Annotated in this window: 20 protein-coding genes; 15 read left to right on the top strand and 5 right to left on the bottom strand. The window is 49.1% G+C overall.

Annotated elements, in window-relative coordinates:
• Positions 1–69 precede the first annotated feature (69 nt).
• From ACFO9Q_RS16000 to ACFO9Q_RS15970, 7 genes are all read left to right on the top strand, one after another.
• Positions 70–1785 carry a hypothetical protein gene (locus ACFO9Q_RS16000; protein ID WP_379183819.1) on the top strand — a complete coding sequence of 572 codons (1716 nt, stop codon included), beginning with the start codon at positions 70–72 and terminating at the stop codon, positions 1783–1785.
• A 400-nt stretch (positions 1786–2185) separates the two neighbouring features.
• Positions 2186–3262 carry a substrate-binding domain-containing protein gene (locus ACFO9Q_RS15995; RefSeq protein ID WP_379183817.1) on the top strand — a complete coding sequence of 359 codons (1077 nt, stop codon included), beginning with the start codon at positions 2186–2188 and terminating at the stop codon, positions 3260–3262.
• 160 nt (positions 3263–3422) lie between these two features.
• Positions 3423–4931: a sugar ABC transporter ATP-binding protein gene (locus ACFO9Q_RS15990; RefSeq protein WP_379183815.1), complete on the top strand. Its 1509-nt coding sequence runs from the start codon at positions 3423–3425 to the stop codon at positions 4929–4931.
• Entirely contained in the window at positions 4921–5892 is a 972-nt protein-coding gene (locus ACFO9Q_RS15985; protein ID WP_379183813.1) for an ABC transporter permease, read from the top strand. The genes ACFO9Q_RS15990 and ACFO9Q_RS15985 overlap by 11 nt, the downstream gene beginning before the upstream one ends.
• Positions 5893–6109: 217 nt before the next feature.
• Positions 6110–8224, top strand: coding sequence for a hypothetical protein (locus ACFO9Q_RS15980; protein WP_379183811.1), 2115 nt, complete (start codon positions 6110–6112; stop codon positions 8222–8224).
• Positions 8225–8275: 51 nt separating this feature from the next.
• The gene (locus tag ACFO9Q_RS15975) at positions 8276–8893 is read left to right on the top strand and encodes an NAD(P)-dependent oxidoreductase (RefSeq protein WP_379183809.1); all 618 of its coding nucleotides are present in this window, start codon (positions 8276–8278) and stop codon (positions 8891–8893) included.
• Between the two features lie 157 nt (positions 8894–9050).
• Positions 9051–10109, top strand: a complete 1059-nt coding sequence (locus ACFO9Q_RS15970; protein ID WP_379183807.1) for a hypothetical protein — start codon at positions 9051–9053, stop codon at positions 10107–10109.
• 45 nt (positions 10110–10154) lie between these two features.
• Here ACFO9Q_RS15970 and ACFO9Q_RS15965 read toward each other — a convergent pair whose 3' ends face one another.
• A complete protein-coding gene (locus tag ACFO9Q_RS15965; RefSeq protein WP_379183805.1) occupies positions 10155–10589 on the bottom strand; it encodes a DUF6442 family protein in 435 nt (144 codons plus the stop codon).
• On the bottom strand, positions 10579–10788 hold the full coding sequence (locus tag ACFO9Q_RS15960) for a helix-turn-helix transcriptional regulator (protein WP_379183803.1): 210 nt from the start codon (positions 10786–10788) through the stop codon (positions 10579–10581). The genes ACFO9Q_RS15965 and ACFO9Q_RS15960 overlap by 11 nt, the downstream gene beginning before the upstream one ends.
• 204 nt (positions 10789–10992) lie before the next feature.
• On the opposite strand from ACFO9Q_RS15960, the gene ACFO9Q_RS15955 reads away from it, so the two are divergent.
• Both ACFO9Q_RS15955 and ACFO9Q_RS15950 read left to right on the top strand, forming a co-directional pair.
• Positions 10993–12735, top strand: coding sequence for an ABC-F family ATP-binding cassette domain-containing protein (locus tag ACFO9Q_RS15955; RefSeq protein ID WP_379183801.1), 1743 nt, complete (start codon positions 10993–10995; stop codon positions 12733–12735).
• A gap of 402 nt (positions 12736–13137) precedes the next feature.
• Positions 13138–13911, top strand: coding sequence for a TerC family protein (locus tag ACFO9Q_RS15950; protein WP_379183799.1), 774 nt, complete (start codon positions 13138–13140; stop codon positions 13909–13911).
• 181 nt (positions 13912–14092) lie between these two features.
• On the opposite strand, the gene ACFO9Q_RS15945 is transcribed toward ACFO9Q_RS15950, so the two are convergent.
• The gene (locus ACFO9Q_RS15945) at positions 14093–14935 is read right to left on the bottom strand and encodes a LysR family transcriptional regulator (protein WP_379183797.1); all 843 of its coding nucleotides are present in this window, start codon (positions 14933–14935) and stop codon (positions 14093–14095) included.
• Positions 14936–15079: 144 nt separating this feature from the next.
• On the opposite strand from ACFO9Q_RS15945, the gene ACFO9Q_RS15940 reads away from it, so the two are divergent.
• From ACFO9Q_RS15940 to ACFO9Q_RS15920, 5 genes are all read left to right on the top strand, one after another.
• The gene (locus ACFO9Q_RS15940; protein WP_379183795.1) at positions 15080–16531 is read left to right on the top strand and encodes an NAD-dependent succinate-semialdehyde dehydrogenase; all 1452 of its coding nucleotides are present in this window, start codon (positions 15080–15082) and stop codon (positions 16529–16531) included.
• Positions 16528–17193 carry a type 1 glutamine amidotransferase domain-containing protein gene (locus ACFO9Q_RS15935; RefSeq protein WP_379183793.1) on the top strand — a complete coding sequence of 222 codons (666 nt, stop codon included), beginning with the start codon at positions 16528–16530 and terminating at the stop codon, positions 17191–17193. The genes ACFO9Q_RS15940 and ACFO9Q_RS15935 overlap by 4 nt, the downstream gene beginning before the upstream one ends.
• A gap of 37 nt (positions 17194–17230) precedes the next feature.
• On the top strand, positions 17231–18211 hold the full coding sequence (locus ACFO9Q_RS15930; RefSeq protein ID WP_379183791.1) for a zinc-binding dehydrogenase: 981 nt from the start codon (positions 17231–17233) through the stop codon (positions 18209–18211).
• 28 nt (positions 18212–18239) lie between these two features.
• Positions 18240–18533, top strand: coding sequence for a putative quinol monooxygenase (locus ACFO9Q_RS15925; protein ID WP_379183789.1), 294 nt, complete (start codon positions 18240–18242; stop codon positions 18531–18533).
• 214 nt (positions 18534–18747) lie between these two features.
• Positions 18748–19524: a TerC family protein gene (locus tag ACFO9Q_RS15920; protein WP_379183787.1), complete on the top strand. Its 777-nt coding sequence runs from the start codon at positions 18748–18750 to the stop codon at positions 19522–19524.
• 67 nt (positions 19525–19591) lie between these two features.
• Here ACFO9Q_RS15920 and ACFO9Q_RS15915 read toward each other — a convergent pair whose 3' ends face one another.
• Both ACFO9Q_RS15915 and ACFO9Q_RS15910 read right to left on the bottom strand, forming a co-directional pair.
• Positions 19592–19855, bottom strand: coding sequence for a hypothetical protein (locus tag ACFO9Q_RS15915; RefSeq protein ID WP_379183785.1), 264 nt, complete (start codon positions 19853–19855; stop codon positions 19592–19594).
• A 15-nt stretch (positions 19856–19870) separates the two neighbouring features.
• Positions 19871–20260 (bottom strand): hypothetical protein, encoded by a 390-nt coding sequence (locus ACFO9Q_RS15910; protein WP_379183783.1) that lies wholly within the window; start codon positions 20258–20260, stop codon positions 19871–19873.
• 211 nt (positions 20261–20471) lie between these two features.
• Between ACFO9Q_RS15910 and ACFO9Q_RS15905 the strand changes: the two genes are divergently transcribed.
• On the top strand, positions 20472–20702 hold the full coding sequence (locus ACFO9Q_RS15905; protein WP_379183781.1) for a small acid-soluble spore protein H: 231 nt from the start codon (positions 20472–20474) through the stop codon (positions 20700–20702).
• Positions 20703–21014: the final 312 nt, after the last annotated feature.

Raw genomic sequence — 21014 nt, 5'->3', positions numbered from 1 at the left:
GGAAATTTTAACATTAGTAGTTGATGTCTATATCCCAAGGGAGTATTATTTCCATTAGGAGGGGATTATGTGAGTATTTTAAAAAACCCATTTTTGATAGCAGCTGTTGAGAAAATTGCACTCCGAGCTGAGTACAGAGATACAAGTCCTAATATATATATTGATAATGGGCAAATATCCAAATTGAATAGCGATGATAATCAAATTATTTATGGTCGCCGTGGTACGGGAAAAACACATCTCCTGCAGGCATATCAATCAAACCCAAAACGAAAAACACTCCCTGTTTACATGGATTTACGTAAAACCTTGGATGCTCCAGTTAAGCAAGAATCCCAGCCTGAAGTAGCAAGTATTGTCTCGTTAAAGTGCTTTCAACAGATAGTCACTATTCTAGCTGAGACATATCAACTTTATCTTGATAAGCTAATTAGGTCTGACGAGTACAGTATTGAAGGGACACCAGATGTAATTATTGATTTAATCGCTCGCTTAGTTGATTTAGCAAAAGGTGAATGGCAAATGGCAGAGTTAATAGAGCACTCTGATTCATTTGCTATGGAAAGAAGTAATACAGACGTAGAAGGGTATAACGGTAAAGTGATTGCATCTAAATCACCAACTCTAGAACTTGGAATTAGTAATACATCGACAAGCCAACAAAAAGAAAATTTGAATACGGCATCCAAGTTAAAGGGAGAACTTCGCTTGCCGTTTTCAAAAATAATATCTACATTGGAAGAGATTAATAGAAACTTATCTCTCACACGAACAGTACTCCTATTAGATGAATGGTCTACGTTACCACTTGATATACAGCCTTATCTTGCAGAGTGGCTTAAAAGATCATTTATGGCTTCACCCAAATTCACTTTAAAACTTGCTTGTATTAGATACCAATCAAACTTCAGTTTTAATAGTCAATCATCCAAAGTTGGTTTTGAAGTTGGCGGGGATATATTTGTTGGTGTTGACCTTGATGACATTCTTGTTTTTGATAAAAACAAAAGTGCTGTTACCTATTTTTTCGCTAGGTTATTATATAACCACTTAACCGATGCACATAGTATATTGGCCGATCCAGAAGGAAATCAATCGAGATTTACAAATGATATTTTCTCAGAAAGAAGAGCATTTGAAGAACTGATAAAGGCAAGTGAGGGGATTCCACGTGATTTTCTCTATATATTCACAAGCTCATTTAGAAAATCTCAGGAACACCCAACTTGGAAGTCCATTGGTGTTCCTGCCATTGTTGACTCCGCAAAAGATTTTTTTCACCGTGATAAATTAAGGGATGCAAAACCAGAATTACAAGAAATCATGGAAACGCTAGTTCGTGAGGTGATCAAACATAGAAAAGTTAAGGCGTTTTTGGTTCCACAAAGGTTATCGTCAAGTATAACTTTGCAAGAATTAATGACTGCTCGTTTACTACATAGATGGCATGTGGGTTATGCTGCAAAAAGTGGAGAAGTAGGTGAAAGATATGACATATATGCAATAGATTACGGTGCGTATGTAGACCTTAGGGAGACAAGCATTGGTAGAGAGTTAGAGGAGTCTATGTTTGAGGATCAGTACGATGTTGGGGATGTTCCTCCAACAATAGATAAGCGAGCGGTTAGGCACATAGTTTTGGATGAACAATTATTGGAAAAGTTTGATCAAATTCTCGAGGGTTCGATTGAATGTCCAAAATGTAGTACAAGATTTAGCGCCAAACAAAGAAGTTTCATTATAAAAAGGCTTTGTCCTAATTGTTTTGAACATGTATCTATATAAGATATAGGGGCTGACTCAAGAGTAGTGTGTTCATTTGAGGAGACAGATCGCTAGATGAAATAGTAATAAAAACAAAAATGGCAATATAGCAGGATATCTCTTAATTGCATTTTTTGTTTTCTGTCTATTGCGGCCTTCTTAAGCAAATTGTGGGCAAGCAAAGCCACCCGACCTCGCTTTGGAGCTTCTCTCATACCTGCCTGTCAAATGATTATGATGTTAGATAGGAATTGACCTGCCAAGAAGAAACTGGCTTCGGATGCGCGAAGCCTGTTTCTTTTTTTATAGGGGTAACCCAACCAACTCGAACTACAATCCCCCAAACCAGACATGAACAACCCACCACACGAATACAGTGATAACAGTGAGAGATAGATTCTATATCTTATGGAGGGTTGATATGAGAAGAAAACATCGAATCTCTACCTTGCTTGTGGTCGTCATGCTCGTCGTGTCTGGATTGGGACTAGCCGGGTGTTCAAATGGCGGCTCAGGGAAGGAAATTGCGGTGATGGTGCCGAGCGCGGATCATGGGTGGACGGGGGCTGTGCTGACCTATGCGCAGGAGAAAGCCAAGCAGTTGAACGAGGACAGCAAGGTGAAGGAGAAATACAACGTAAAGGTGTACGCGGCGAAGGATGTAGAGGATCAGATCAAGCAAGTGGATGACCTGCTGACGAAGTCGGACAGCATCGGAGGCATTGTTATTCTGCCCTACGACAACGGTCTGCAATCGACGCTTGAGAAGATTGCCGCGGCGGACATTCCCTTCGTGCAATTCGATCGCGTCATCGCAAGCGGGATCATCGATGAGAAGGTGGTCTCGAACGTGAAGGGGGACAATGAGGGCGTCGGCTATGAGACGGCAAAGCGGTTCATCGAGAAGGGGCTGACCAAGGACGATTATGTGTATGAGATGATTGGCGACAATTCGTCGGTGCCGGAGCTTCGCTCGAACGGATTCCGGAAGTACCTGACGGAGCAGGGCTGGACGAAGGAAGAGATCGACAAGACGGTCGTGAAGTCCGCCGCAACCGGCTGGAGCCGGGATACAGGGAAGGAGCTGTTCGAGACATGGTTCAACAGCTCGCAGCTCGACACCTCCAAGGAGAACTGGATCTACACCCATGATGATGAGATTGGCGTCGGTGTGCTGGAATCGTTGAACGGATCCGCCCTGGATGCTGGTAAGAAGGAGGCCTTCTTGAAAAGCCTAAAAGCACTCAGCGCCTCCTCCGGTCTTGCCGAGATGTATGCGATTTTGAAGGATAAGCATCAGACGATTCAGCGTCCGTCCTCGTTCGACATCTTCTCCGTGACGTACGATCCGGCGATGATTCAAGAGGCTATGCAGGTACTCGCGGACTCCTTGACGGGCAACGGGGATATTGAGAAGGACCACGTCATTCCGGTCAAGGTCGTCGATGCGAGCAATGTCGCGGACTTCAAGGCGTTCGGCACCTACGACGAGAAGTAAAGGAAGATGACGCACCGCTCGCAGGCTTTAAGGAGCTTGTGAGCGGTCGTTCCAATAGAGGATTAGGCCTTTATATATTCACCGCGAGACGAGCTTGGCCGACCAGCGGATGGCGGCAAGCCGTTTACGCTCCCACCCGAACAGGAATAACGGAGGGCTTATGGAGCTGCTGAAGATGGATGGTATCAGCAAGGTTTTCTACGGGGTAACCGTACTCGACGGGGTTGGTCTGACTGTGGGCGAGGGGGAAGTGCACGCCTTGCTAGGGGAGAATGGAGCGGGCAAGTCCACCTTAATGAACATTCTGGCTGGGGTACATAGCAAGGATAGCGGAACGATTCACTACAACGGGAAGGAAATTGCCGAGCATAGCATTCGGTCGGCCGAGCAGCTTGGGATTGCGTTCGTGCATCAGGAGCTGAACATTATCAACGATCTGCGCGTGTACGAGAATGTGTATCTGGGCAAGGAGCTGACGGGGCGCTTCGGCCGATTGCGCAAGGCAGCCATGATCGAGGAGACCAGGGCGCTGATGGGCAAGCTGGGTGTGGACATCGATCCGACGGGCTATGCCGGCAGCCTGGATACGGGGAAGAAGCAGCTGCTCGAGATTGCGAAGGTACTGCATGGGGAAGCGAAGCTGATTATACTGGATGAACCAACTACAGCCCTTAACAACGAGGAGATCCAGCGGCTGTTCGCTATTATCCGTCGATTGAAGGAAGCCGGCAAGAGCTTCATCTTCATCTCGCACAAGCTGCCTGAGGTGTTCCGGATCGCGGACCGCTTCACGGTGCTTCGCAACGGGAGGTTCGTCGTGTCGGATGACATACGGAATGCCGCGCCGGAGGATATTGCTAGACATATGGTGGGGGAGCGCTATTCTTCTGAAAAGCTCTACGAAGAGCGCACGCCCGGCGCTCCCATCCTAGAGCTGAAGGGGCTCACGGGCGAGCGGTTCCACGATGTGAACTTGACGGTGAGGCAAGGTGAGATTGTCGCCTTCACGGGCCTACAGGGCTCGGGCTGCTCGGAGGTGTTGCAGACGGTGTTCGGCGTCCTGAAGCCTCGGAGCGGCAGCGTTCTCTTCCATGGCCGCCCCCCTAAGCGCCACACCCTGCGCAGTGTAATGAGGTGCCGCGTGGCGATGGTGCCTGCGAACCGGAAGGAGAACTCCGTCATTCCGGACCTTAATCTGCTTGAGAATACGTATCTGTCCGAGCACGCCATTCGCTCGCGGCAGCAGCATATTCACAAGAAGCGGGAGCTGCAGCACTATGAGGCCTTAAGGGAGAAGCTTGCGATTAAGGCGAGCGGATATGGAGATAAGATCACCAGCCTGTCGGGCGGGAACCAGCAGAAGATTATCCTCGCGCGGTCTCTCCGTACGGACGCCGACCTCATTCTGTTCGACAACCCTACCCAAGGCATCGACGTCGGGGCGAAGCGCGAGATCTACAAGCTGATTCTTGAGCTGGCGAAGCAGGGGAAGACGATCATCGTGAACACGCTGGAGATTCCGGAGATTATGAGAATTGCGGACCGCTGCGCGGTGTTCTATCAGGGGACGATTGCGGCGATTCTAAGCCGGGATGACATCAATGAGGAACGCGTCATGCTGCATGCGACCAGTGCGATACGAACGGAGGAGGCCGAGGATGGGAGTTAAGGTGAAGCAGCTATGGACTCATTATAACTACGTTATTATTTTCATAGGGATATTAGTTGCCTTCCTCATCACGAACGGCAGCGACACCTCCTGGACGAGTATGACGAACATCCTGCTCCATAGTGCCATCCTGGGAACGATCGCGCTTGGCGTAGGCTTCATCATCCTGACCGGGGATATCGATCTGTCGGTCGGCTCTTCCTTCGTGCTGGTCGGCGGGCTGACGATTATCGCTTACAATCAGCTCGATAGTATCGTTGCCGCGCTGGTCATTGCCGTTGTGCTCGGGATGGTGCTGGGCTTCGTTAACGGGCTGTTGGTCGGCAAGCTGCTGATGCCTTCGTTCATCGTCACGCTGGCTACTATGCTGATCTATCGGTCTATCTCGCAATATATGATGAACGAGCGGGGCGAGACGAGGTACAGTGTGGACGGTTCGCTACCCAGCTATAGGACGCTGTTCGACATCGGGAACGGGGATGTGCTGACGATTCCGGTGCTCGGGATTGTGTTCATCGGGATTGCGGCTGCGCTTGCGTATGTGGCCTCCTCGACGAAGTTCGGCAAGCGCGTCTATGCGCTTGGGAGCAATCCGCGTGCGGCGAAGCTGGCCGGTGTCGATATTGATTGGACGAGAGTTAAGGTGTTCGTGTTGTGCGGTGCGTTGGTGGGATTAGCGGCATTCCTCAAGATTGCGAAGGACACGTCCTTCGACCCGGCCACGTCCGGCAAGAACTTCGAGCTCTACGCTATCGCAGCGGTCGTCATCGGCGGAATCAGCATGGCCGGCGGCAGAGGGAAGATCGCGAGCATCGTCTTCGGCGCGATGTCGTTCACGATGATCGATAAGATCATTACGGCAGTCGGGATGAATGCGCTCTTGAACGACACGGTCAAGGGATTGATTCTCCTAGCGGCAGTCGGGCTGCAGATGGTGAAGCGGCCTTCGCGGCCGGGGTGAGTCGATCACGCCGTAGGTTCGCTTGTGCGAGGTTGAGCAGATCGTTACTGCTCGACCTCTTTTTTATGCGGCAATCCGGCTAACACCACTCAACACTGCGTATCATTTCAGATTTTTCGAACAAGATTTCGTTGGCAGATGACCTATTTCGTGCAGAAGGCGACAGATATAATGAGGGAGCAATGCAATGGAAAGAAGAGACAGGAGTGCGAGGAGCTTGAATATGAATCAAACCATAATGAGTGATAATTATAATTGGAATAGCCTTAGAATTGGTGGGGGTGGTTATGCTACAGGTATCATTATTCATCCCAAGGAAGAAGATCTCATCTATGTTAGAACGGATGTCGGTGGTCTATACCGCTTACATAAAGAGGAAGAAAGATGGATTCAATTGATGGATTCGTTTGGTCTGACTGAGCGTAATTTCTATGGCATTGATTCTGTTGCACTTGACGCCCAGAATTCCGACGTTATATATGTAGCAGCAGGTAAATATTGCAAGGATGAAATCATGCAATACATCGAAACAGATGATATTGAAGAAGATCCTTGTGATGTCCTTAGGTCGCGAGATAGAGGTATGACATGGGAGAGAACGAACCTTAACAAAGACTTTAGAGGCAACCTAGTCGTGCGATGGAATGGTGAATGTATTGCTGTCGATCCATCGAATAGTGATTATGTTGTCTGTGGTACTCGAAGTGATGGTCTCTACATCATGGAACAAGCGACGAGTAACGATAATTGGAGACAGCTTACTGGTGTTCCAAACGGAATGAAAGGATACGGGATCAGAAGTGTAATGTTCGACCCCAATAGCGTTGCAAATGGCAGGTGTCAGAGATTTTTTGTTGGTATATGCGGTGAAGGTGTATATGAAACACTAGATGGTGGTGAGACATTCAAAGTCATACCAAACACACCATTGATGCCGAATCGAATGAGTATGAACAGCGAAGGTGTCTTATTTATCTCAGCCGGCTATTGTGGTGCAAAAACCACTGATGTGACACGTGGGGTGTATAGATATGACTCAGGTATGACTACAAATATAACACCTGATCCCGTTTACGAAGAATATACGGGTATATCTGTTGATCCAACCAATCCAGATCGAGTCGTGTGTTCGGTTAGGTTTAATGGCTTCTGGAATCCTATCTATATTACCCTTAATCGTGGAGATAGTTGGGAATTAGTTACGAATCAATCTATAGCTCATGCAGATGTACCATGGTTTCCAAGTTGCTACTTTAGTGCAGCCACTTCCAGTGTATTAATCAACCCACATAACCCAAGCCAAGTGTATTTTACAGACTGGTATGCGATCTGGCGAACAGATGATATATCACAGCAACCACGTCATTGGAAGTCTTATACACAAGGATATGAATCTATGGTCAGCTTCACTATGATCTGTCCTCCAATTGGAGCTGCCATCATTACAGGAATTGCGGACAACGATGGTATGCGTCATACAAATTTGCAAGAAAGTCCACTAAAGAAACATGGTGGTCCAGCGATGCAAGAAACAACAGGAATTGACTTCTGTGAAAGTAATCCCAACTTCATAGCTAGAGTGGGCTCTTGGGAATGGGGTAAGACTGGCGGCGGCGGCTATTCTACTGATAATGGTGTAAGTTGGAAAGCATTTGAAAATTGGCCTTTTGGAGCAAATGGTAAGTTAGCTATGAACCCAGTAAATGAAAATAACTTTGTTGTTCTTCCCATTGGAGACACGCCCAAAGTCACATTTGATGCAGGTGTCACATGGCAGGAGTCTGTAGGTGCACCCAAGGGTAGTGTTGAGAAATTTTGGTCTAATAATCATTGCGTTGCTTCTGACAGAGTTGTAAACAATGTGTACTACATCTATCATCGTGGTGAAGTTTATAGAAGTACCGATGGCGGCATTAACTGGATGAAAGTCAGTGAATTACCTTTAGAGACTTTCTCAAACATTAAAGCAATGCCTAATAATAAGGGCCATGTGTGGGTTAACCTGAACCATTACGGCTTATACACTTCCTGTGATTTTGGAGATACCTTTACCAGACTGAATCATGTTGACCAAGCTTACTTATTTGCTTTTGGCAAGGGGCTTAGCGAGGACATACCTGCAGTCTATGTATATGGCCGTGTGGATGGTGTTGAAGGTATTTTTAGATCTGATGACAAGGGTACCACTTGGATTCGTATTAATGATGATGCAAACCGTGTTGGTAATGATCCTAACTGTATGGAAGGCGACAGACAAGTATATGGTCGTGTATATATCGGTACGAATGGCAGGGGCTACTATTACGGAGAAAAAGAAACCTGTGGCGGTTAACCACGTAGTTGTTAAGAGCCGAAATAAACAGGGAGAGTCGTGTAGATTATTATGAAAATTATTGTTTTTGGTGCAACAGGTGGTGTAGGTCAATCTGTCGTGCAACAGGCCTTAGAGAATGGGTTGGAGGTAACGGCGTTTGTACGGACACCAACAAAGCTAGATGTCATGCACAAGAACTTAAATATTGTACAAGGAAATGCATTCAATCAAGCAGAAGTCGCAAAAGCGATTGCTGGTCATGACGCTGTCGTGTCTTGCTTAGGCTCTAGTCAAGGAATGAAAAAATCAACGGAGCTCCAAGAGATGGTGAAAAATATTGTTACGGGCATGCAGGAGCATGATGTGAAACGAATTGTCTACACCGCATCAGCGGGAATTCATAAAGAACTACCAGGCATAAGCGGGAAACTGATCATGCGAATGCTTAAGAATGCCCTAACGGATCATCGGGCTGCTTTTGATTATATTGAAGCAAGTGGTCTGATCTACACCATTGTTAGACCAATGGGGTTAACCAATGGTTCGTATTCAGGTAAGTATAGAGAATCTGCAACGAGCGTACCTGAAAAATCAAGATCAATACCTCGTGCCGACGTGGCCCACTTTATCATAAAAGTATTAAAAGATGCACATTATGAAAACAAATCGATCGGAATATCTACGTAGAGGATGCCGTGCGACAGCAGCTTCGTTAGAGGCTGCTTGTCCACGGCATTTTTGCGTCCAAAAAACATCATTAAGAGTAATTGGTTATAAGGTCTTACGCTTGGTGCGGAAAAAGGATATTATAAGATGAGAAATTAGGTAAAAGGGAGAGATTGGATTGTCAAAACGATTTTTTGCAGAGGATAGTTATTGGAATACGAAGATCGAAAATAACCCGAAAATAATCTCTCGATCGGATCACTTTATTAAACTGTTGTACGAAGCAGATGCAGCTAGTGGGTTTCATATCAATTTGAACGCATGGACCATTCCGGTATATGAGGTTACAAAAGACACGCCAAGAGTTAACGTAGCCAAAAGAATGAAAAATCACACGGGTGAGGGCAGCGCTTTCTATAAAAACTCGGAGGCTTATATCCAGCAGCAAGCCGATCACCCGCAAGGTCACGGGCCTGGATTCGGAATGAATGTGCCCATACCTGAGCACGCGGTGCCGGATAAGGAATCCGATTCGCATATGGCGTTGGTTGATTACGACCAGGGGATCGCATGGGACATGTGGGCGGCTGAGCGGAGATCGGACGGTACATGGTGGTCATGCACGGGCATGACCTACGATTTGTACGGCAGCGGGGTATTTGATCCGAAAGATTATGCGATACATAACGGTGAAAGCATTCACTTGTACGGACCATCTCGCGCATCGGGTGTTCCCATTATTGCTGGTCTGATCATGCATGATGAGATCACCGCGGGAAAAATTGAACATAAGCTGGCATGTGCATGCTCATGCGTTGGGCTGTTGGAGCATGTGTATCCGCCGGCGATATGGACAGATGGCGCATACCCCAATGGAATCCCGGAGGGGACGTTGATTCAGCTTGATCCCGAGCTGGATTTAGAGGCATTTGGCTTGACCCGCGAGGAGAAGATCATCGCCAAGGCGCTGCAGGAGTATGGAGCCGTTATGACCGACTATGCGGGCGGAGTCACGTTGTATGGAGAAGGCCTATGGTCGAACAAGACGAAGAACTGGGATGGCTTATTGGATGAAGAAGGCTTGAGGAAGATTCCGTTCAGCAATTACAGATGCATTGAATCCGGTGTGACGGTTGAAAAAGGGATGGTTCCTATGCCGCATAAGCTGCTATTTAAAACCTATTACGATCAAACGGGCTTGCCGGAGCATTTAGATCTGAAAGAAGAAAACGAATGAATTGGAACTAGGTAGTATTGTTGACGCGCAGAGTGGAAGCTTACGTTACATCTCCTTATAGTACTTGAACCGGTAGTACGTGCAGTATCCTACGATAAACACATAAGCAAATACCAATAGAAATAACACGGTTAAATCTATATCCATTAAGGCAATGGGTATGATTAAGGCACCAAACATAAAGATCATCATGTCATATGCTTTTGCTTTTGCCCGATTCACGATGGCCAAGTTACGCTCATCTTTCTTTTCGATCTCTAGCTGCTTTGCGGCTACGGGGTCTTTTTTCATTGCGCGATGGACGACTATTTCTCCCATACCGTGACCGAACATACTACAGCCAAGCCCATAACAGATGTAAGGTAACGCTCGCAGCAACCCTTGTGGATCCTCCATTGTTCTCATGAAGTACAGACCACCTGCTAGCAGTACCAAGCCGACAACGGTGAACATATAAGTTGATGTCGTTCTAATTGACATGTTCATCCTCCTCATAGATAAAGATATCTTCGATACTCATCCCGAAAAATCGGGCAATCTTGAACGCTAAAAGAATCGAGGGGTTATATCGTCCGTTCTCCAGCGAGCCGATGGTTTGCCTTGACACTTCAAGAGCGAGTGCTAACTCCTCTTGCTTAATTCCGCGCTGCTTGCGGATTTCTTCTAAACGGTTGTTCAAGGTGTTCACACTCCTGATGGAAAGCTAGCTTTACATAAGAGGAGTATATGGCGCAATGCATTTAATGTCAAGCACGCTTTCCATTTTGTAATGGATTGTAGTTGGTTGTAAACCGTGTTACGCTAACAACGGTTAGCGCAGCATCTGTGAGCTGCAAAGCAGCTAGCCATCGACACAAATCCGGTTATAAAGAAAGGCCATACGATGATAAAAGCAGATGGATTATCCTTCTCATTCCCACATAAAGAATTATATAAAAACGTCTCATTCACGTTCGAAGAGAAACAACATTGCGCGTTCATAGGAACAAGCGGCAGTGGAAAAAGTACGTTAATTGATATACTGATGGATCCAGACCGATATCTGTTCGAGGGCAAGCTAGACATTGACCCGACTTGCAGAATAGGGCATGTGAGTCAATTCTCACTGCTCGACAAAACGAAAAAAACAACCGTTGTAGAGTATATAGGGGAAGCTTATTATAAGCTGCATCAGGAAATCACAGCTATATGTGCTGAGATGGAAACCACGTCGGATATGGAGTCGTTATTGGAAAAGTATCAACTCGCACTAGACGCATTAGAGGCAATCGGCGGGGATGATTACGAGAGCAACATGCTTAAGCAACTTAATCTCGCTAACCTCATGAGACTTAAAGATCATCGGGTATCCGACCTGAGCGGCGGGGAATTCAAGCTGATTCAAGTGATCAAGGAAATGCTTAGCCGTCCAGACTTCTTGATCATGGATGAACCAGATGTGTTCTTAGACTTCGATAACCTCAATGCGCTTAAAAACCTGATTAATGCTCACAAAGGAACCCTGCTGGTTGTTACGCACAACCGATACCTGTTGAATCATTGCTTCAACAAGATCTTACATCTTGAGAACATGGAGATCCAAGAGTTCGATGGGCGGTACATCGAGTATAACTTCTCCTTGCTTCAGACCAAGATCGAGCTGCAAGAGCTGGCAATCGCTGAGGAAGAAGAAATCGAGAGATACGATAAAATTATCGATAATCTTAGAGAGATTGCAACGTACAACGCTGACGCCTCTAGAGGGAGAGCATTAAAGGCGAGAGTCAGGTTCCAAGAGAGATTGGAAGCACGAAGAATTAAAGCGCCATTCGTGGATATTAAGCAGCCGACGATCCACTTCGATGTCGATCATGTCATAGAAGAAGACAGCACGGTCATACAGGTCAGTAATTACAGTGCTGCCTATGAGGAGTTGGTCTTGGACAAGGTGAGCTTCGAGATCAAATCTACGGATAAAGTAGCGATTATCGGACCCAATGGTACCGGGAAGACGACGTTACTTCGAGCTATTTTCAACAATAAAGAGGATTCCATTGCCATACATGCGGATGTCAAAATGGCGTATCTATCTCAGAATCAAGGTGAAATGCTGCAGGATTCTCATACCATCCTGGAAGAGTTCATGGAGGCAGGGTTCAACACGTATGATGACGTTAGAAAGCATCTGACAAGCTACGGCTTCGAGGGAGAGATCGTTCATCAACGAATAGAAGCCTTGTCAGGTGGAGAGAGGAACCTGCTTCAATTAGCTAAGGTGTCTGCCAGCAGAGCTAACGTATTGCTTCTTGATGAACCGACAAGCCATCTGGACACCTATACACAGATTGCGCTGGAGCAAGCCATCCAGGACTATCAAGGTGCGATCCTCATGATCTCTCATGACTTCTACTCTGTTGTGAATGGGATGGATTATGTCCTAATCATTGAGGATAAGACGATTAGAAAGATGAGCATGCGAAAATTCAGACAGATGATTTATGCGAGTCATTTCGACCAAGACTATCTAGCAACGGAGCAAACGAAAAAAGCGGTGGAAATGAAAATAGAATTGGCCTTGAAGGATCGTAACTTCGAAGGGGCCAAAGCATTGGTTGATGAGCTCGAAGCGCTGATTAAGCTGCTGTAAGTTGCAATAGGGAAAGACACTGATGGATAGAATCTCAGTCAGAATAAATAGTAAAGCAAAGGCTGCCTACTCGGCAGCCTTTATTCGCGTATGATTCTATAATGGAGATAGGGTGAATAGGATGTCGAGTGAGCTTCATATCTGGATGGAATTCCCTATCAATACTTGGCTGAGTGTCTTCCAATCCTGCAAGAAGCGATGCCGATGACGGCCTATCAAGCGCTGAGAATAACCGAGGCTCCGGCCTTCTTCTTGGAAGCTGTCCATTCTTCTTCTAAGCTGGAGTTCTAGTGCTGCCCAGATACGATGCCTAATGTGGAAAATGCCTTGGAACTACACCAACAACCCTCGCGTATAGGTTAGAAAAACCGCATCTCATCATTCATTATCGGAGGGGAAGGTATGGAGGACATATGGCTGCAGTATGCATGGACGTTGCTCATATTAATTGGACTGGAAGGCTTGTTGTCAGCGGATAATGCACTCGTGTTGGCAGTTATCGCGAAGCATCTGCCCGATGACCAGAAGAAAAAAGCGATTAACTATGGCATTGTGATGGCTTTTGCCTTCCGGTTCGTTGCTCTGTTCGGGATCTCATTCATTGCGACGGTGTGGCAGCTGCAGGCGATTGGGGCGGCGTACCTGCTGTATCTTGGGCTGAAGCATATCATTAAGGCGGTTATGAGCAGGAGGAAGGGCGCGCCGGCACATGCGGAAGCCAAGGAATCCTCCGGCAGCGGGTACTGGACCACCGTAGGCAAGATCGCGCTCGCGGACCTGGCTTTTGCCATTGACTCCATTCTAGCCGCGGTTGCTCTTGCGCTCGGCCTTCCAGACTCTCCGCTGGGAGACTTCGGCGGGATGGACGGCGGACAATTCATCGTCGTCGTGGTCGGCGGTATTGCGGGACTCATCTTAATTAAGTTCGCGGCAACATGGTTCGTGAAGCTGCTAGCGCAGCGGCCTGCTCTGGAGACGACCGCGTATGTCATCGTTGCGTGGGTAGGAGTTAAGCTGGCCGTCATCACGCTGGCTCACAAGGATATTGCGGTGCTCGATTATCACTTCCCGCACAGCACAGGCTGGAAGCTGTTCTTCTACGGCATTCTGGTCGCGATCGCGGTTATCGGCTGGTTCGCCCCTTCGAACAAGCGAGCGGAGGCGGGTCAGGTCTAAGACAATTCGTTTGGTTAAAAAAGGCATCCAACGAGAACGTGGTGGGTGCCTTTTTCTGTGATGCGGAGGAAGTCTGGCTTGGAGACCCAAGGCATCATCCAGCGGGCATTGTGCCGGGAATATGCTGATCGGGTGCGGCTTAGGCAGGGAGGACGCAGCTTCCCTGCCCTAGGAGCAGCGCTCACTTCAACATCGCAAGCACTTGCTTCCCCACCCGCTCATCCCTCGCAATCAAGGACACCTTGCGCTTGATGTCGAGCCCCTCGATCGGAATGGCTCGAATAGCAGGGGACAGTCCCGCGGAGAATATGTCAGGCAGGATGGAGATGCCGATATTCGCTTCGATGAACCCTAATATACTGTGGCCGAACTCAATCTCAGCCGTAATACGCAGCTCGGCTCCTCTCTTGAAGAATGCCTCCTGGATTAACGTTCGCGCATCACAGGTCTCTAACAGCATGACGAATGCTTCGTCTCGAATCTCCTCGAAGGTGACCGAATCGACCTCTCCGTACTTGGGGTGCGCTTGATTGACGAACAACATGAAGCCCTCTGTGAAAACAGGAGTAGAGAAGTACGGGTGTGAGATGCCGTAATCATCGAATAGAGCGACGTCGAGCTTCCCTTCCTGTAATCCGCTCAGCAATTCGAGATAGCTGTGCGAGATCTTGAGCGTGTAATCGGAGCCCTTCGCACAGGCAAGCTTCTTAGGCAGGTAGGATGCGGCGATGCTTGGCCAAGCCCCGATCGTAATGCCCATCAACCCTTGCTCCACCGCAATCGCCTTCTTAACGGCTGTCCATTCCTTCAATATATCTTGACTGGCTGTGAGCAGGCGCTCGCCCGCACTAGTCAGAGTCACACCTGTCGTAGAGCGATGGAACAAGCTGGCGCCAATCTCGCTCTCCAGATTCTTAATCTGCTTGCCCAGAGCAGGCTGGCTAATATGCAGCAGCTCACTTGCCTTGGTTAGGCTCTGTGTCTCGGCTGTTGTTCGGAAGGCCTCTAACCATTCCATTCGCATCGTTGATCCCTCATAACGTTCGGTTATCCCCCTCTAACATAGAGGAAGTTCCATCTCTGGTACCCAGATGATAACCTATGGATGTGCCAATCACAACTGGCAGCCGCTTGGCGGACAGGTGACACGATGAAGGGGGCGAAGCACATGTTCATTCAGAGGAACGTAATAGCTGGAACGTGGTATAGCACACCGGAGACGATAACTGTTCGTAACCCGGCTACGGAGGAAGTGCTCGGCACGGTTCCAAGATCAGGCGCTCGGGAGGCGCTGGAGGCCGTCGATGCCGCGGCGTCTGCGTTAACGAGCTGGTCCACGACCTCTCCATACGAGCGCAGCAGGCTGCTGCGAAGCTGGCACGACAAGATTGAGGAGAATCGTGAAGCTCTCGCGACAATCATGACGCTCGAACAAGGCAAGCCGCTCCACGAGGCCCTTGGTGAGGTATCATATGCGAATCAATACGTGGCCTGGTACGCGGAAGAGGCGAAGCGTATATACGGAGAACTCATTCCCGCTTCTTCCACGGACAAGCGATTGTTCGTGCAGAGGGTACCGGTTGGCGTCGTTGCCGCGATTACCCCTTGGAACTTCCCGGCGGCTATGATTACACGCAAGCTGGCACCGGCTCTGGCGGCGGGCTGCACAGTCGTACTGAAGCCTTCGGAGGAGACGCCGTTCACCGCACTGAAGCTGGCCCAACTGGCGGAGGAAGCCGGTATGCCGAAGGGTGTCATTAACGTATTGACCGGTGATGCCGCAGAGATTGTTGGTGCCTGGCAGAGCGATTCGCGAGTGCGCAAGATCTCGTTCACGGGATCTACGCCAGTCGGCAAGCTCTTAATGGAGCAAGCCGCGGGCACGATGAAGAAGCTGTCGTTAGAGCTGGGCGGACAAGCCCCCTTCATCGTTACCGACAAGGCAGACATAGATGCAGCGGTCAAGGGAGCGATCCAAGCCAAGTTCCGCAATGCCGGACAAGCCTGCATAGCGGCCAATCGGTTCCTCGTGCAGGAGAGCGTCGCGGAAGAGTTCGTGACGAAGCTTGCCGAGCAAGCGTCGCAGCTGAAGGTGGGCAACGGGCTGGAGGAAGGCGTTGCGATTGGACCACTTATCAACAGCAAGGCATTAACCAAGGTGTCCGAGCATGTTGAAGATGCGGTTCGGAAGGGCGCTGTCGTCGTAACGGGCGGGAGAGCGGTGCCTAAGGGCAAGGGACACTTCTATGAACCGACCGTACTGCGGGAGGCTGCCGATGACATGCTGTGCATGACCGAAGAGACGTTCGGACCGGTTGCACCGGTCGCTACGTTCAAGACGGTAGAGGAGGCTGTCCGGCGCGCGAACCAGACTCCTTATGGGTTAGCTGCTTATCTCTACACTCAAGATATTAATGAAGCACTTGCCATTACCGAGAAGCTGGAGTACGGCGTGATTGGGTTGAATGATGGACAGCCCTCTGCCGCGCAAGCCCCCTTCGGCGGGTTCAAGGAGAGCGGGCTGGGCCGGGAAGGCGGAAGAGAAGGAATAAGCGCATATCTGGAAGTGAAGTATATATCGATGGGAATTCAACCAACTACAGGAGGCAATTACACATGAGTAAGCAAATATTGATGGTCGTAACGACAGCAGATAAAATGACAGAGGAGCACGCAACGGGCTTGTGGTTATCCGAGTTCGGCGAGGCGTACCTGCAGTTCGCAAAAGAAGGGTATGACATTACAGTAGCCAGCCCAAGAGGCGGGAAAGCGCCTGTCGACGACCGCAGCTTGGAAGGCGGAGTGCCTCAGGACATTCTGGACACTGCTGTATACTTGGAGAATACGTTGAAGCTGGAAGATGTGAAGGACGGCTCCATCTTCGATGCAATCTTCCTGCCAGGCGGACATGGCACGATGTTCGACCTTCCGGACAACGTCAAGCTGCACGAGCTGCTGCGTAATCAGTATGAAGCGAATAAGATCGTCGCTGCGGTCTGTCATGGACCAGCTGGACTCGTAGGCGTTAAGCTGTCCGACGGCACTCCGCTCGTAGCGGGCAAGACGGTAACAGCCTTCACAGATGAGGAAGAGCGCGCAACGACACTGGACCGGTTCATGCCATTCCTGCTGGAGACACGTCTACGCGAGCTGGGAGCAACGGTTGTAGCAAGAGAGAACTGGGCTAACCATGTACAAGTGGACGGCAATCTCATTACCGGGCAGAACCCGCAATCCACGATCGCTGTTGCTGACGAAGTCGTGAAGCAGCTGCGAGGCTAATCGCTTGCTGAATCGCTTAATAATGGGGGAATGAACGATGAAGGCATTACTGCTCAGAGAGAAGGGCCAGTGGAGGGAGATGGAGGTCGAAGAGATCGAGACTCCTCATCCAGGACGGGGTGAAGTGCTGGTCAAGGTATACGCAGCAGGGCTGAATCCCGTCGATTATAAAACAGGGACAGGCGGCAATCCCGCCTGGTCCTATCCTCATATACTTGGTCTGGACGCAGCGGGTACAATAGAAGCCGTTGGAGAAGGGGTGAGTGACTGGAAGCAAGGGGACAGGGTCGTCTTCCATGCGGACTTCAGGAGGCGTGGCGGATTCGCGGAGTATGCCGTAACGACAGCTCATACGATCTCACGCATCCCGGACTCCATTGCATTCGTCGATGCAGCCGCTCTGCCGACTGCCGGCTATACCGCCTACCAAGCCTTGTTCAAGAAGCTGCCGATGGACCATATTCAGACCATTATGATCCACGGCGGTGCTGGCGGAGTAGGGGGCTATGGCGTCCAGTTAGCCAAGCATGCAGGGAAGACGGTGCTGTCCACCGCCTCTTCGCATAACCGGGACTATGTACATTCCCTTGGCGCAGATTATGTCATCGACTATGGGAACGAGGATGTTAAGGCTAAGGTGATGGAGATTACGAATGGCCGAGGCGTAGATGCGGTGCTGGATACGGTCAGCCGGGATAGCGCAACGAACTCCCTTGATCTGATCGCTTATGGCGGGCACCTTGCCCACATAGCTGGAGCCCCGGACTATACGCATATTAAGCCGTTCACGAAGGTCATCTCCTATCATGAGATTGCGCTTAATGCGAATCATCACCACAACGACTTCGCAGCGGAGTCTGATCTGGCGAAGATCGGTTCCGAGCTGATGCAGCTCATGGAAGAAGGCAAGGTCATCTCACTGCTCGAGAGAACCATTACATTAGCGGAGATTCCTCAGGCGTTAGCTGAGCTAGCAGACCGTCATGTGAAGGGTAAAATCGTCGCAAAGCTTATATAAGATATTGCGATTGGAGGTTGTCGAACGTATGGAGAATATCGTCATTACAGCGATTCTTAAGGCCAAGCCAGGCCATGAAGCCGAGCTCTATGAGGCGATGAAGCGGGTTGTTCCCTTCTCACAGAGTGAGCAGGGATGTATAACTTATAAGCTGCATCAATCAGCGGATGATCCGGCAGTCTATGTCTTCTATGAGATCTGGCAGGATGAACAATCGTTGCAGAAGCATCTGGCCTCCGATCATTACCGCGCGTACCGTGAACAAGCAGACCAATTAGCGGCTAGCCGTGAAGTATACCGCTTGCGGATGGTTACAGTCTAATTCATCTGTATATCGTGAAGGACCTCTAGCTTAGAGGTTCTTTATTTTTTTTGTTACATAATTGACTTAAGGACGTATAGTTATTTGCGCTTACTCTGAAGTTGGGACTCATTGTTGGAATGCAAAATGTGACAACTGTTATTTTTTCATGTGACAGCCTCAGAGTGGCATACTATAATTGGACATGTTACATATACAGAGAGGAGTTAATACTGTGGATTCAATATGGTTAGAGTATGGATGGGCATTACTGGTACTTATTGCATTAGAGGGGTTGCTGTCTGCGGATAACGCTCTGGTGCTAGCTGTTATTGCGAAGCACTTGCCGGATGACCAGAAGAAGAAAGCAATCAATTATGGAATTATCATGGCGTTCGTCTTCCGCTTCGGTGCACTGTTCGCGATATCCTTCATTGCGAATGTGTGGCAGATTCAAGCGATTGGTGCCGCTTATCTTCTATACCTCGGACTTAAGCACATTATTACAGCCAAGTTCGGCAAGAAGAACGAAGCAATCAGCGAAGAAGTGGAGAAGGAATCAGCAGGCAAGGGCTTCTGGCCAACAGTTGGTAAGATTGCGATCGCGGATCTTGCATTCGCTATCGATTCAATCCTTGCTGCAGTAGCCCTCGCGCTTGGTCTACCTGATTCGCCGCTTGGTGACTTCGGCGGGATGGACGGCGGTAAGTTCCTCGTCGTCGTGTTAGGCGGTATCGCAGGCCTTATCCTCATCAAGTTCGCAGCAACCTGGTTCGTCAAGCTGCTTGAGGATCGCCCAGCTCTAGAGACTACCGCTTATGCAATTGTGGCCTGGGTCGGCGTGAAGCTTGCTGTCATTACACTGGCTCACGATGATATCGGCGTACTGGATCACGACTTCCCGCATAGCACAGGCTGGACGATCACCTTCTACGGTGTGCTGGTGGCTATTGCACTCATCGGATGGTTCGCCCCTGGTAAGAAGAGAGACATGCAAGTGGATAAGATGTAGTTCTACATTACAGAAGCGGCCGCCCTTAACGGATGGCCGCTTTCGTTATTTTACACATCTGCTGCTCTTAAGCTTCCCCCATCTTCAGCCCTTCAATATCATGCTTCTGCACGATGGGCTCCAGCTCGTCCACCACGCGGCAGATCATGTGCGCCTTCAGCGTATGCGGCAAGGTCTCATAGAAGGAGCGGGTTACCTGCATATCAAGGCGCTCATGGTTGTTCGCGCCCGGCGCGTCGACACCCAGCACAAGGACGGGCCTTGCCGTGTTGGACTGATTAGCGGTTCCTCTATGAATCGTCAGCGCCGAACGGACGGAGATATCACCCATCTTCGGCAGCTTCTGCTACGCACGGGCTTCATACCGATCATATAACGACTTCGGCGGGAACATGCCATATTCGAACGTCTCCGCATCGTCCCATTGGGTGCCTGGCGCAATCTCGAATGCCCCCATATCGGCTTCGACATCAACGGTTGTCACATTGAAGGCGAGCGAGTTCACCCTCCTGCCCTCCACGAAGCCTCGGATCTCCTCTGGATGAATCTCCGCGTAATGCCGCTTGGGACCGTATCCGATCGCCCCGCCTTCCCGCTGAAGTGCTGACGCGTACAGCCTCTCAATGTCTTCTCTGAGCTTGCCTGCCCATTCCCGTGGGAGAGCGCCCTTGAGTCCTGTTAGGCCAGGACCGTATAAGGCCCCCATAATTTCCGCTGCATCATAGCTTGCCGACATGTGAATTGCACCTCCGGTGAATATAAGATGGGTCCATTATAGAGGAAGCGATTGGCGGGAGGAATGACATTCCATTGGCTTTGGTGGACATTTTATAGGTGAGATAGCGGGTTCATACCTTCTTCATCATCAAGTTCTGTGGTCATGGAACGAATATAACCATCCCATCAGGCAGACACTGTAGGGAGTAGAAGTTAGAGGAGGAGCAGGCATGGATATACAACGAGCACAGGAGATTGCTGAGTCGCCGACGATGGCTGATGTGACCTACAATGGGGTATCGGTGTACATACAGCATATCGATCAGGAGAAGGAGCTGGCTAGAATCTATCCGCTGGACCAGCCGGAGGAGGAGCAGGAGGTTCCTGTCCGCAGTCTCGTCGATCGTTCGGCGATGTTGGTGATGGAAGTGGAGCAGATGTCCTGTCGGGAATTAGAGTAATGTATAAGAGTGCAGCAGGCGAAGTAGGTGCAATAGGCTAATTACGAAAATGAAGAACCCTCCTAGATATAGCAAAGCTCCCCGCAGCCTTCGTCATCGAGGTCCAGGGAACAAAAAGCTGTAACGGGCAAGAGTAAGGGGCAATGACCACTTTGATTGTTAAGGTGGTCTTTTTTATTTTGCTTTGCTATACTCAGAGGTTGATTTTGCCTTGGTGAAAAGTGGTTCATTAAGCTATCGTCTCCCGTTAGCGTAATCATCTATCTGCTCAGGATAATGTCTATCCATCTTTAATAGTAATTTCCCTGCTCA

The sequence above is a fragment of the Paenibacillus sp. GCM10023252 genome (genome assembly GCF_042653305.1).
In the GTDB taxonomy this organism is placed as follows: domain Bacteria; phylum Bacillota; class Bacilli; order Paenibacillales; family Paenibacillaceae; genus Pristimantibacillus.
This window is presented reverse-complemented; position numbering and strand designations above follow the sequence as displayed.